The organism is Streptomyces sp. NPDC086080 (genome assembly GCF_044540255.1).
Taxonomy (GTDB): Bacteria; Actinomycetota; Actinomycetes; order Streptomycetales; family Streptomycetaceae; genus Streptomyces.
The window spans coordinates 1-12410 of sequence record NZ_JBITRU010000040.1; the positions used below are offsets into that span (position 1 = coordinate 1).

Consider the following 12410-nt stretch of genomic DNA (forward strand, 5'->3'; position numbering starts at 1 on the left):
CAATAGGCGACTTGTGAAGTGAGGGTGCGGACGCGCCAGTCGCTGCGGGCGAACACCCCCGCCCCGTCCCCTTCCCGCCGCGCGCGACCGACCCCCGCCCACCGCCGGCGGTACCCGGCCGCCATACGCGGGCCGGGGGCAGGCACAAACCCCCTCGCCACCGCCCCTCGCTCCCGCGGGCAGTCGTGCCGCTGGGGCGGCACGGGTGGGCGCGGCACCCCGCTGGCGCCGGGCTGCGCAGGCACCCCCCGTCCAGCACCAACGCCGGGGCACCAACTGAAGGGCACCGGGTTGGACAGCCCAACCAATGCCGCGCAGCAGCGCAGCGCCGGTGCGGCTACATGCGCGACACGTTCCGTTCGTACACCAGGCGGAGCCCGATCAGCGTCAGCCACGGCTCGTGCTCGTCGATGACCGAGCTCTCGCCCAGCACCATCGGCGCCAGCCCACCCGTCGCGATCACCGTCACGTCCTCGGGATCGTCCGCCAGCTCCCGCGCCATGCGGTTGACGACCCCGTCCACCTGTCCGGCGAAGCCGTACACGATGCCCGACTGCATCGCCGCGACGGTGTTCTTGCCGATCACGGTCCGGGGCCGGGCCACCTCGATCTTCCGTAGCTGAGCGGCCTTGACCCCGAGCGCCTCGACCGAGATCTCGATCCCGGGGGCGATGACCCCGCCGACGTACTCCCCCCGCGCGGAGACCGCGTCGAACGTGGTCGCCGTACCGAAGTCGACGACGATCGCCGGGCCGCCGTACAGCTCGTTGGCCGCGACCGCGTTGATGATGCGGTCGGCACCGACCTCCTTGGGGTTGTCGAACTGGATCGGCACGCCCGTCTTCACACCTGGCTCCACGAGGATCGCCGGCACGTCCCCGTAGTACCGGCGGGTGACCTCGCGCAGTTCGTGCAGCACGGACGGGACCGTCGCGCAGATCGCGATGCCGTCGATGCCGTCGCCCAGGTCGTCACCGAGGAGCGGGTGCCTGCCCATGAGGCCCTGGAGGAGGACCGCGAGCTCGTCCGCCGTGCGGCGCGCGTCCGTGGAGATGCGCCAGTGCTCGACGATGTCCTCGCCGTCGAACAGGCCCAGGACGGTGTGCGTGTTGCCTACGTCGATCGTCAGCAGCATGGCCGGTCCTACTCCGCCGCTCGCAGGTCGAGACCGATGTCGAGGATCGGCGAGGAGTGGGTGAGGGCTCCCACGGCCAGGTAGTCGACGCCCGTGTCGGCGTATGCCTTGGCGTTGGTCAGGGTGAGGCGGCCGGAGGCCTCCAGGGCGGCGCGGCCGTCGACGAGGGCCACCGCCTCCGCGCACTCCTGCGGGGTGAAGTTGTCCAGCAGGATCAGGTCGGCTCCGGCGTCCAGGACCTCGCGGAGCTGGTGCAGGGTGTCGACCTCGACCTCGATCGGGACGTCGGGGAAGCGTTCGCGCACCGCGGTGAAGGCCTCGGCGACGCCGCCGGCCGCCACCACGTGGTTGTCCTTCACCAGCGCCGCGTCCGAGAGGGACATCCGGTGGTTGACCCCGCCGCCGCAGCGCACGGCGAACTTCTCCAGGCTGCGCAGGCCAGGGGTCGTCTTGCGGGTGTCGCGGACCTTGGCCTTGGTGCCCTCAAGGGCGTCCGCCCACGCGCGCGTGGCGGTCGCGATGCCCGACAGACGGCACAGGAGGTTCAGGGCGCTGCGTTCCGCGGTGAGCAGGTCGCGGGTGCGGGTCGTGACGGACAGCAGGGTCTGGCCGGCTTCCACAGGGTCGCCGTCCTCCGCCTGGCGTTCGACCTCGAACTCCTCCGTGCAGACGAGCGACATGACCGCCTCGGCGATCCTGAGGCCCGCCACCGTGCCCGCCTCCCGCGCGGTGAAGTCGGCGGTGGCGACGGCGTCCTCCGGGATGGTCGCGACCGTGGTCACGTCCACACCGTGGGCCAGGTCTTCCTGGAGGGCCACGTTGGCGATGTCCTCGACCTCCACCGGGTCGAGACCCGCGTCGGCGAGCAGCTGGGCGAGCGCGGGGTCGAGGCCGCACTCCAGGTAGGTCTCCTCGTCGGCGCCGCAGGCACAGCCGTCGCCACAGCCACCGGAGGAGACGAGGGGAAGGTCGGGGGTGGTCACTGCTGTCACTGCTCCTGGGGCTGGGGAAGGGTCGGGGGGAAGTCTGTGGTGCCGGTGGTGTGCGCCGCCAGCGATCGGTCCGGATTCAGCCGTACGACGATGTGGCGGCGCCAGGTCTCGTCGTCGCGCTCCGGGTGGTCCTCGCGCCAGTGGCAGCCGCGGGTCTCCTCACGGCGCCGCGCGGCGTCGACCAGGACGCGGGCCACACACAGGAGGTTGGTGGACTCCCAGGTGTCCACGCCGGGCTCGGCGGTCTTGCCGTTCTCGTCGAGGGCGTCGCGCGCGTCGGCGTGCAGGTGGTGGAGGCGGTCGGCGGCCTCGGAGAGGGAGGCCTCGGAGCGCAGCACACCGGCTCCCCGGGTCATGATCCGCTGGATGGTGAAGCGGGCCTCCGGGGGGAGGAGGGGGTGCGCGGGGCGTTCCGTTGCGGGGAGCGGTTGCGGCACGCGCGGGTGGAGGGTTCCGGTGCGCGCGATGTCGGTGGCGATGCGCTCGGCGTAGACCAGGCCTTCGAGGAGGGAGTTTGAGGCGAGGCGGTTGGCGCCGTGCACGCCCGTGCAGGCGACCTCGCCGCACGCGTACAGGCCGGGCACGGTGGTGCGGCCGTGGGAGTCGGTGCGGACGCCGCCGGAGGCGTAGTGGGCGGCCGGGGCGACGGGAACGGGTTCGGTGACCGGGTCGATGCCGTGGGCGCGGCAGGCCGCGAGGATGGTGGGGAAGCGGTGCTCCCACATCTCGGCGCCGAAGTGGCGGGCGTCGAGGTACATGTGCTCGGCGTCCTGCTCCCGCATGCGGCGCATGATGCCCTTGGCGACGATGTCGCGCGGCGCGAGTTCCGCGAGTTCGTGCTGCCCCTGCATGAAGCGCACGCCGTCGGCGTCCACCAGGTGGGCGCCCTCCCCGCGGACCGCCTCGGAGACCAGGGGCTGCTGTCCTTCGGCTTCGGGTCCGAGGTAGAGGACCGTCGGGTGGAACTGGACGAACTCCAGGTCGCTCACCTCGGCGCCGGCGCGGAGGGCGAGAGCCACGCCGTCGCCGGTGGAGACGGCGGGGTTCGTGGTGGCCGAGAAGACCTGGCCCATGCCGCCGGTGGCGAGCACCACGGCGGGGGCGTGGACGGCCCCCACGCCGTCGTGCTGGCCCTCGCCCATGACGTGCAGGGTGACACCGGCGGTGCGGCCTTCGGCGTCCGTGAGGAGGTCCAGGACGAGGGCGTTCTCAATGGTGCGCATGCCTCGCGCGCGGACCGCCTCCACGAGGGCGCGGGAGATCTCCGCACCGGTGGCGTCGCCGCCCGCGTGGGCGATGCGGCGGCGGTGGTGGCCGCCCTCCCGGGTCAGTTCCAGGGCGCCGTCGGTCGACTCGTCGAAGTGCGCGCCCGTCGCGATGAGACGGCGTACGGCGTCGGGGCCCTCGGTGACCAGGATGCGGACCGCTTCCTCGTCGCACAGGCCCGCGCCGGCGACCAGGGTGTCCTCCTGGTGCTGCTCGGGGGTGTCGCCCTCGCCGAGGGCGGCGGCGATGCCGCCCTGGGCCCAGCGGGTGGAGCCGTCGTCGAGGCGGGCCTTGGTGACGACCACCGTCGTCAGGCCGGCGGCCTCGCAGCGCAGGGCCGCGGTGAGGCCGGCGACACCGGAGCCGACGACCACGACGTCCGCGTCGATGGACCACCCGGCCGCGGGGGCATGCAGTCGTATGCCGGTGCTGGTCACGAGGCGGCTCCGAAGGTTCCGAAGGTCAGGGGGATGTTGTCGATCAGGCGGGTGCCGCCGACGCGGGCGGCCACCGCGAGGACGGCCTCGCCGGTGAAGTCGTCGCCGATCTCGGTGAAGCCGGACGGGTCGACCAGGGCCAGGTAGTCCAGTGCGAGGGGCGGGTCGAGACGGGCGGCGTCGTCGAGGACCTGGCGGGCGGCGGCGCGGACGGCCGCCGGTCCGCCGGCGGTGGTCGCGACGGCGTGCGCGTCGGCCGCCGCGCGGGACTCCCCTATGGCGCTGAGGGCCTCGGCCCGCGCGAGCGTGGCGGGCACCTCGCGGGCACGCGCGCGCAGCGCCTGCTGGGCCGCGTGCCGGTCCCGGCCCGCGAACAGGGCCTGGGAGAGGGCGAGCGCGGTGCGCCGCTCGGCGGGCGAGAGGTAGCGGTTGCGGCTGGACAGGGCGAGCCCGTCCTCCTCGCGGACCGTGGGGACGCCGACGATCTCGACGTCGAAGTTCAGGTCCCGCACCATGCGGCGGATGAGGGCGAGCTGCTGGGCGTCCTTCTGGCCGTAGAGGGCGAGGTCGGGACGGGTGAGGTGGAGCAGCTTGGCGACGACGGTGAGCATGCCGTCGAAGTGGCCGGGGCGTGCGGCGCCCTCCAGGCGTTCACTCATGGGTCCTGCGGTGACACGGACCTGGGGCTCGCCGCCCGGGTACACCTCGTCCACGGGCGGGGCGAACACGGCGTCGGCACCCGCCCGGCCGGCGAGGTCGAGGTCGGCGTCCAGGGTGCGCGGGTACCGGTCGAGGTCCTCGCCCGCGCCGAACTGCAGCGGGTTGACGAAGACGGTGACCACGACCTCGCCGCCGGGGCCGGTGATCTCCCGCGCGGTGCGGATCAGCGTGGCGTGGCCCTCGTGCAGTGCGCCCATGGTCATCACGACGGCGCGGCGGCCCGCACGGGCGCGGGCGCGCAGTTCGGCGGCGGTGCGCAGCAGGGTGGCGGTCATCGGGCGGCTCCGTTCCGGGACGCGCGCGGCGTCGTGCGGCGGGGAGGGGCAGGGGTGTCCTGGATGCCGCTCACCGGTCCTCCCCGGGGGTGTCTCCGGTGCCGGGGGAGCCGGCCGCTCCGCCCGCTTTGTCGGCGAGCACGCCGAGGAGGTCCTCGGCGAGTTCCGCCTTCAGCAGGCCGTGGGCGAGGGCGCGGTCGGCGGTCGCGCGGGCCATCGCGAGGTAACCCGCGACGGTTCCCGGGGCGTGCCGCCGCAGTTCGGTGACATGCGCGGCGACCGTCCCCGCGTCGCCCCGCGCGACCGGCCCGGTGAGGGCTCCGTCGCCCGAACGCAGGGCGTTGTCCAGGGCGGCGCCGAGCAGCGGGCCGAGCATCCGGTCCGGGGCCTCGACGCCGGCGGTGCGCAGCAGTTCCAGGGACTGGGCGACAAGGGTGACGAGATGGTTGGCGCCGAGGGCGAGGGCCGCGTGGTAGAGCGGCCGGTTCTCCTCGGCGATCCACTCCGGTTCGCCACCCATCTCGATGACGAGCGCCTCGGCGGCCAGCCGCAGCTCCTCCGGCGCGGTGACGCCGAAGGAGCATCCGGCGAGCCGCTGCACGTCGACGGGGGTGCCGGTGAACGTCATCGCCGGGTGCAGGGCGAGCGGCAGCGCACCGGCGCGCAGGGCGGGGTCCAGGACCCTCGCGCCGTACCGGCCGGAGGTGTGCACCAGCAGCTGGCCCGGCCGCACCGCGCCGGTGTCGGCGAGTCCCAGGACCAGCTCGGGCAGCGCGTCGTCCGGAACGGTCAGCAGCACCAGCTCGGACCGCTGGAGGACCTCGGCGGGCGGCAGCACCGGTACGTCCGGGAGCATCTGCTCGGCGCGTCTGCGGGAGGCGTCGGACACGGCGGAGACGGCCACCGGGCGGTGCCCGGCGAGCTGGAGGGACGCGGCCAGGGCGGGGCCCACGCGTCCGGCGCCGACGACGCCGACGGTGAGCCGCGCGGGGCGGTCCCTGGGATCGGGCTGTGGGGTTGTGTTCACGCGACGGTGGCCTTCCCGTTCCAGTCCGCTCGGGGTACCGGACGATTTCTCGTCATGTTAACGCGATCGGTTCCGGGGGCGGTCGGTTGTCCACAGGGTGTGGGTTTCCGTGCGGCGCCGTGACACACGCGCGTGCGGAAATGGGGGTGCCCGTGAGGAGTGGGGCGCGGGATGATCGCGGGCATGAGTGACGCGGCGGACGGCAGGAACGGCACGGTGCCCGGGATCGAGCGGAGGGCCGGGGAGGAGGACGCGTCGCGGCCGTCGCCGCGCGAACGGCGGATCGCCGCCTGGCGCGGTGCCCCGCGGGTGCTGGCGCGTCCCGGTTTCCTCGCCCCTCTCGCGGAGCGGCTGGCTCTGCTGGAGGCGGCGGGCGGCGTGTACGACCTCGACGAGGACTCCGACCTCTACGGCAACGGTGTCGTCGAGGCCTTGGAACGGCGGGTCGCCGGTCTGCTGGGCACCGAGGCCGCCGCGTTCTTCCCCACCGGCACGATGGCCCAGCAGGTGGCCCTGCGCTGCTGGGCCGGCCGCACCGGCGATCCGGCGGTCGCCCTGCACCCGCTCAGCCACCCCGAGGTCCATGAGCGGAACGCGTTCAGCCAGGTCAGCGGGTTGCGTCCGGTGCGGATCACGAACGAGCCCCGGCTGCCCACCGCCGAAGAGGTGCGCGACTTCGAGGAGCCCTTCGGGGCGCTGATGCTGGAGCTGCCGCTCCGGGACGCCGGCTTCGTGCTGCCCACGTGGGAGGAGCTGACCGAGGTGGTGGACGCCGCGCGGGAACGCGAGGCGGTCGTCCACTTCGACGGTGCCCGGCTGTGGGAGTGCACCGAGCACTTCGGCCGGACCCTGGCGGAGATCGCGGGCCTCGCGGACAGCGTCTACGTGTCGTTCTACAAGTCCCTCGACGCCTTCGGCGGCGCCGCCGTCGCCGGTCCGGCGAGTCTGGTCGACGAGGCGCGCGCCTGGCGGCACCGGTACGGGGGCAATGTCTTCCAGCAGTTCCCGACCGCCCTGTCCGCGCTGATCGGACTGGAGCGGGAGCTGCCCCGGCTGCCGGAGTACGTGCGGCACGCGCGGGTGGTGGCCGCCGCGCTGAGCGAGGGTCTGGAGGCCGGGGGGCTGCCCTGGTTCCGTGTCCACCCCGATGTGCCGTACACGCACGACTTCCAGGTGTGGCTGCCGTACGACGCCGAGGTCGTCGCGGAGGTGGCGATCCGGGGGGCGGAGGAGACGGGGGCGATGCTCTTCGCCGACCACTGGGATCCGAAGGGGCCGGGGCTGTCCTGCACGGAGGTGTACGTGCGGGCGGCGGGCCTGGAGTGGACGGCGGGGGATGTGCGGGCGGCGGCGGAGGAGTTCGCGCGGCGGCTGGTCGGCAGCTGATTCCGCCCCCGCCGCCCCTTCCCGTTCCCGTCCCCCGGGGGCGGAGCCCCAGGGTGCGGCCGGGTCAGTCCCGGCGGATGTGCCGGATACCGACCCCCGCCTGGCGCAGCCGCGTCCGCAGCCGCCCCTCGTCGTTGGGGCGCAGGGTCAGTCCGGCCAGTACGGCGATGCGGTCCGCCGTCCTCGGCACCGTGCTGCGGTCGGTCCACAGGTGCTCGGCGAACTCCGGCTCGCCCAGTCGCTCCAGGCAGTGGTCCAACTGCGACACCGCCCAGCTCTCCCGCCGGAGGGATGCCTTCCCCAGGGCGGCCCCGACGAGGCGTCCGAAGCCGCGCTCGCGCAGCCGCCGCAGCACCGTCCCGCGCTCGGCGAGGAGGGTGAAGTGATGGACGTCGTGTCCGAGTTCACGCAGCCGGCCGACGGTCTCCGCGAAGTGGCCGGAGTCCGTGACGGTCATGGGAGCGATCACCACGCCGTCGTGCCGGGTCAGCGTGAGGTCGAGGACCTCGACGACGCCCTGCCGCCAGGACCGCAGGTCCCGGAAGTCGTCGCGGAGGGCGGGCGGCAGCATGCGGTGCAGACCGAACCCGGGGTGCTCGGGGTCGCAGACGACGCTGCCCGGGAGACGGCGTCGTATCTCGTGTGCGGTCTGTGTCTTGCCGCCCCCGAAGGGGCCGTTGATCCACAGGAGCATGGGCGCACCCTACCGACGCGCGGGGCCGGTTTCAGCCGTGTCCGCCGGCCCGTACCAGACCCGTCTCGTAGGCGAGGACGACGACCTGTACCCGGTCGCGCAGGCCCAGCTTGGTGAGGATGCGCCCCACATGGGTCTTCACGGTCGCCTCGGAGAGCACCAGCCGGGCCGCGATCTCGCCGTTCGACAGCCCCTGCGCGACGAGCACCATGACCTCCCGTTCCCGTTCGGTGAGGCGTTCCAGCCGCTTGTGCTCGGGCTGCTTGCCGGAGCTGGGCAGCATCGGCGCGAAGCGGTCCAGGAGCCGGCGGGTGGTGGACGGCGCCACCACGGCGTCGCCGCTGTGCACCGCGCGGATCGCGGCGAGCAGCTCGCCCGGCGGCACGTCCTTGAGCATGAAACCGGAGGCGCCCGCCTTCAGCCCGGAGAAGGCGTACTCGTCGAGGTCGAAGGTGGTGAGGATCAGCACCTTGGGCGGGTCGGTGTCCGCGCAGATCCGGCGGGTCGTCTCCACACCGTCGAGCTTGGGCATACGGACGTCCATCAGCACCACGTCGACGGCGGCGGACCGCAGCACCTGGAGGGCCTCGACGCCGTCGCCCGCCTCCGCCACGACGTCCATGTCCGGCTGGGCGGCGAGCACCATCCGGAATCCGGTGCGCAGCAGCACCTGGTCGTCGACGAGCATCACGCGGATCGTCATCGGGTCTCTTCCGTTCGGTTGTCGGTGATCAGGTCGTCGCGGGGGAGGTGACGGGGGGTTGGCAGGGGGGTGGCAGGTGTCGGCAGGGGCGTGCGGGTACGTCACAGCGCGGGTTTGAGCGGCAGCAGGACGCTGATGCGGAATCCTCCGCCCGGACGCGGTCCGGCGTCCAGGGTGCCGCCGACCATGCCGACCCGCTCGCGCATGCCGATCAGGCCGTGGCCCTGCCCGTCGAAGCCGCCCTCCTCGTACAGTTCGTGGGGAGCGCCCTTGCCGTCGTCCTCCACGAGCAGTCCCAGCCCGTCGTCGAAGTACACGAGACGCACGCTGGCGCCCGCGCCCGGGCCGCCGTGCTTGCGGGTGTTGGTGAGTGCCTCCTGCACGATGCGGTAGGCGGTGAGCTCGACGCCGCTGGGCAGCGGGCGCGCGGTGCCCTCGACCTTGAAGTCCACGGGGAGTCCGGATTCCCGGCACTGCCCGACGAGGTCCTCGATCTGCCGCACGTCGGGCTGCGGCACGTACTCCCCGGCCTCCTGGTGCTCACCGGTGCGCAGCACGCCCAGCAGGCGGCGCATCTCGGCGAGGGCCTGGCGGCCGGTGGAGGAGATGGTCTCCAGCGCCTTCTTCGCCTGGTCGGGTGCGGCGTCGAGGACGTAGGCGGCGCCGTCGGCCTGCACCACCATCACCGACACGTTGTGTGCGACGACGTCGTGCAGTTCGCGGGCTATCCGGGCGCGCTCGGCGGCGACGGCGACCTTGGCCTGGGCCGCGCGTTCCTTCTCCAGGCGGGCGGCCCGCTCCTCCAGTTGCGCGAAGTACGCGCGGCGGGTGCGGATGGAGTCGCCGAGCACCCAGGCGAGGGCGAAGGGCACGGTCTGGAAGACCGCCACGGCGATGTTCTGTGCCGTGCTCGCCGCGCTGTCCGGCCAGCGCAGCTGTGCCAGCGGGGCCGCGCACAGGGCGGCGGTCAGCGCGGAGCGGGAGGCCCAGCGGGCTCCGGTCGCCGCGACCGTGTAGACGATCACCAGCAGGGCGAAGTCGGCGGGCAGCGGCGCCACGTCCACGACCAACTGACCGACACCGGCCACGAGGGCGAGGATCAGCATCCGCTCCGGCATCCGGCGGCGCAGCGCGACGACCAGCGACAGCAGCAGCATGACGGGCACGGTGAGGACCGGCCGGTCCGTTCCCCGGGGCGTCTCCACGGCCGCTCCGGCGAGGAGCGAAATCCCGAACAGGACCACGGCCCAGAAGCCGTCGACCCAGGCCGGGTGTCTGCGGAGGAAGTCATAGAGGCGCTGCACGTAACCCAGCGTAGGGAAGCGAAATGCGTGCAGGGGTCAACCGAAGGGCCGATCCCCAGTCGGTACGTGTACTCCGCAAGGTGGATGCCGGGCGTGGACGCGCGCCCAGGCCTGTCCGGCGGAGCATGCCGGAGACGCGGGGTCCGGCACGCCCGTCCGGGCTGCAAGGCGCCGTAGCTTTCCTCCGACTTGATTCGCCGGACAGGCCCTAACCTGGGCCCGTGACGACGAGGGCGGGTGAGCGGAACCGGTGAGGGCAGGTCTCGGGGAGGGCGGCAGGAAGGGCTGGCGGGCGGCGGCCCAGGAGGCCCTGTACGGGCCGCGCGGCTTCTACCGCGGGCCCGGCGAGGGCCCGGCCGGGCACTTCCGTACGTCGGTGCACGCCTCGCCGCTGTTCGCCGGAGCCGTGGCGCGGCTGCTGTGCCGGGTCGACGAGGCGCTGGGACGTCCGCCGGTGCTCGACTTCGTGGACATGGCGGCCGGACGGGGCGAACTGGTCACCGGGGTGGTCGCCGCACTGCCGGCCGAGGTGGCGGCGCGCACGCGGGCGTACGCCGTCGAGCTGGCCGGGCGGCCCGCCGGGCTCGATCCCCGGATCGAGTGGCGGGCGGAGCCCCCGGAGCGGATCACGGGACTGCTCTTCGCCAACGAGTGGCTGGACAACGTGCCCGTGGACGTCGCCGAGGTGGACGCGGCGGGCGTACCGCGGCTGGTGCTGGTGCGGGACGACGGGACCGAGCGGCTCGGGGAGCCGGTCGGCGGTGCGGAGGCCGCGTGGCTGGCGCGCTGGTGGCCGCTGGGGGCCGAGGAAGGGCTCCGGGCGGAGATCGGGCTGCCCCGGGACCGGGCCTGGGCCGCGGCGGCCGGGACGCTCACGCGCGGGCTCGCCGTCGCCGTGGACTACGCGCACACGGCCGTCGCGCGGCCGCCGTTCGGGACGCTGACGGCCTTCCGGGAGGGCAGGGAGACCGCGCCCGTGCCGGACGGCTCGTGCGACATCACCGCGCATGTCGCCCTGGACGCGTGCGCCGCGGCCTGCGCGCTCCCCGGCGCACGCCTGCTGTCGCAGCGGGACGCCCTGCGCGCCCTGGGCCTGAGCGGCGTACGCCCCCCGCTCGCCCTGGCGTCCGCCGACCCCGCCGGGTATGTACGCGCCCTCGCGAGCGCCGGGGAGGCCGCCGAACTCACCGCGCCGGGGGGACTCGGGGACTTCGGGTGGCTGGTGCAGCCGGCCGGGATCACGGACGTGCTCGGCGGCTGAGCCGCGCCCCCGGTCCGCCCGTCCCCGACGTCTGGCCCGCCCGCGTCACTTGTCGATGTCGCCCACCACGAAGAACAACGACCCGAGGATCGCCACCATGTCCGCGACCAGCGTCCCCGGCAGCAGCTCGGTGAGCACCTGGATGTTGTTGTACGACGCCGAGCGCAGCTTCAGCCGGTACGGGGTCTTCTCACCCTTGCTGACGAGGTAGTAGCCGTTGATGCCGAGCGGGTTCTCGGTCCACGCGTACGTGTGCCCCTCGGGTGCCTTGAGGACCTTCGGGAGCCTCTGGTTGAGGGGGCCCGGGGGCAGCTCGGCGAGCCGGTCGAGGCAGGCGTCGGCGAGGTCGAGGGCGTTGTGGGTCTGCGCGAGGAGGCACTCGAAGCGGGCCAGGCAGTCGCCCTCCTCGCGGGTCACCACCTTCAGGACGTCACCCAGTTCGCCGTAGGCGAGGTACGGCTCGTCGCGGCGCAGGTCGAAGTCGACCCCCGAGGCGCGCCCGATCGGCCCGCTCACCCCGTACGCGTGCACGGCCCGCGGGGACAGGACGCCGACACCGCGCGTGCGGCCCCGGAAGATCTCGTTGCCGAGCACCAGGTCGTCGAAGCGGTCCATGCGGGAGCGCACGTCGGCGACCGCGCCCCGCGCGCGTGTGGTCCATCCGGCGGGGAGGTCCTCCTTGAGGCCGCCCACGCGGTTGAACATGTAGTGCATCCGTCCGCCGGAGACCTCCTCCATGACGTGCTGGAGTTCCTCGCGCTCGGTGAAGGCGTAGAAGATCGGGGTGATGCCGCCGAGTTCCAGCGGATAGGAGCCGAGGAACATCAGGTGGTTGAGCACCCGGTTCAGCTCGGCGAGCAGCGTGCGCAGCCACACCGCGCGCTCGGGGACCTCCATGCCGAGCATCCGCTCCACGGCGAGGACCACGCCCAGCTCGTTGGAGAAGGCCGAGAGCCAGTCGTGGCGGTTGGCCAGCATGATGATCTGGCGGTAGTCCCGGGCCTCGAACAGTTTCTCCGCGCCGCGGTGCATATAGCCGATCACGGGCTCCGCGCGCACGACGCGCTCGCCGTCCAGGACGAGCTTCAGCCGCAGCACGCCGTGCGTGGAGGGGTGCTGGGGTCCGATGTTGAGCACCATGTCGGTGCTCTCCGCCGCGCCGCCGATACCGACCATGGTCTCCGTCGTAGGAGTCATGAACACAGTCTCC

At 73.5% G+C, this 12410-nt stretch carries 11 protein-coding genes; 2 read left to right on the forward strand and 9 right to left on the reverse strand.

Annotation, left to right across the window (positions count from 1 at the left end):
• Positions 1-337: 337 nt before the first annotated feature.
• From ACIF9R_RS32830 to ACIF9R_RS32850, 5 genes are all read right to left on the reverse strand, one after another.
• Complete coding sequence (locus ACIF9R_RS32830; RefSeq protein WP_399986059.1) at positions 338-1135, reverse strand: type III pantothenate kinase; 798 nt, start codon at positions 1133-1135, stop codon at positions 338-340.
• 8 nt (positions 1136-1143) lie between these two features.
• Positions 1144-2118, reverse strand: a complete 975-nt coding sequence (gene nadC / locus ACIF9R_RS32835) for a carboxylating nicotinate-nucleotide diphosphorylase (RefSeq protein WP_399986107.1) — start codon at positions 2116-2118, stop codon at positions 1144-1146.
• A 5-nt stretch (positions 2119-2123) separates the two neighbouring features.
• Positions 2124-3830, reverse strand: a complete 1707-nt coding sequence (locus ACIF9R_RS32840; protein WP_399986060.1) for an L-aspartate oxidase — start codon at positions 3828-3830, stop codon at positions 2124-2126.
• Positions 3827-4825: a pantoate--beta-alanine ligase gene (gene panC / locus ACIF9R_RS32845; RefSeq protein ID WP_399986061.1), complete on the reverse strand. Its 999-nt coding sequence runs from the start codon at positions 4823-4825 to the stop codon at positions 3827-3829. Before panC ends, ACIF9R_RS32840 begins: the two co-directional genes overlap by 4 nt.
• 70 nt (positions 4826-4895) lie before the next feature.
• Positions 4896-5852: a Rossmann-like and DUF2520 domain-containing protein gene (locus ACIF9R_RS32850; protein WP_399986062.1), complete on the reverse strand. Its 957-nt coding sequence runs from the start codon at positions 5850-5852 to the stop codon at positions 4896-4898.
• 171 nt (positions 5853-6023) lie between these two features.
• On the opposite strand from ACIF9R_RS32850, the gene ACIF9R_RS32855 reads away from it, so the two are divergent.
• Positions 6024-7238 carry a threonine aldolase family protein gene (locus ACIF9R_RS32855; protein WP_399986063.1) on the forward strand — a complete coding sequence of 405 codons (1215 nt, stop codon included), beginning with the start codon at positions 6024-6026 and terminating at the stop codon, positions 7236-7238.
• Between the two features lie 64 nt (positions 7239-7302).
• On the opposite strand, the gene ACIF9R_RS32860 is transcribed toward ACIF9R_RS32855, so the two are convergent.
• The 3 genes from ACIF9R_RS32860 to ACIF9R_RS32870 all read right to left on the reverse strand — a co-directional run bounded on the left by ACIF9R_RS32860 (position 7303) and on the right by ACIF9R_RS32870 (position 9939).
• Entirely contained in the window at positions 7303-7932 is a 630-nt protein-coding gene (locus ACIF9R_RS32860; RefSeq protein ID WP_399986064.1) for an AAA family ATPase, read from the reverse strand.
• 31 nt (positions 7933-7963) lie between these two features.
• Positions 7964-8635, reverse strand: coding sequence for a response regulator (locus tag ACIF9R_RS32865; RefSeq protein WP_399986065.1), 672 nt, complete (start codon positions 8633-8635; stop codon positions 7964-7966).
• Between the two features lie 101 nt (positions 8636-8736).
• Positions 8737-9939: a sensor histidine kinase gene (locus ACIF9R_RS32870; RefSeq protein ID WP_399986066.1), complete on the reverse strand. Its 1203-nt coding sequence runs from the start codon at positions 9937-9939 to the stop codon at positions 8737-8739.
• Positions 9940-10189: 250 nt separating this feature from the next.
• On the opposite strand from ACIF9R_RS32870, the gene ACIF9R_RS32875 reads away from it, so the two are divergent.
• Positions 10190-11200: an SAM-dependent methyltransferase gene (locus ACIF9R_RS32875; protein WP_399986067.1), complete on the forward strand. Its 1011-nt coding sequence runs from the start codon at positions 10190-10192 to the stop codon at positions 11198-11200.
• 45 nt (positions 11201-11245) lie between these two features.
• On the opposite strand, the gene ACIF9R_RS32880 is transcribed toward ACIF9R_RS32875, so the two are convergent.
• Positions 11246-12397, reverse strand: coding sequence for an NADH-quinone oxidoreductase subunit D (locus ACIF9R_RS32880; RefSeq protein WP_399986068.1), 1152 nt, complete (start codon positions 12395-12397; stop codon positions 11246-11248).
• Positions 12398-12410 lie beyond the last annotated feature (13 nt).

Excerpts from the sequence above, each read along its gene's own strand:
- ACIF9R_RS32830 (WP_399986059.1), bottom strand. The coding sequence starts at position 1,135 with ATGCTGCTGACGATCGACGTAGGCAACACGCACACCGTCCTGGGCCTG.
- panC (WP_399986061.1), bottom strand. The coding sequence starts at position 4,825 with ATGACCGCCACCCTGCTGCGCACCGCCGCCGAACTGCGCGCCCGCGCC.
- ACIF9R_RS32855 (WP_399986063.1), top strand. The coding sequence starts at position 6,024 with ATGATCGCGGGCATGAGTGACGCGGCGGACGGCAGGAACGGCACGGTG.
- ACIF9R_RS32860 (WP_399986064.1), bottom strand. The coding sequence starts at position 7,932 with ATGCTCCTGTGGATCAACGGCCCCTTCGGGGGCGGCAAGACACAGACC.
- ACIF9R_RS32865 (WP_399986065.1), bottom strand. The coding sequence starts at position 8,635 with ATGACGATCCGCGTGATGCTCGTCGACGACCAGGTGCTGCTGCGCACC.
- ACIF9R_RS32880 (WP_399986068.1), bottom strand. The coding sequence starts at position 12,397 with ATGACTCCTACGACGGAGACCATGGTCGGTATCGGCGGCGCGGCGGAG.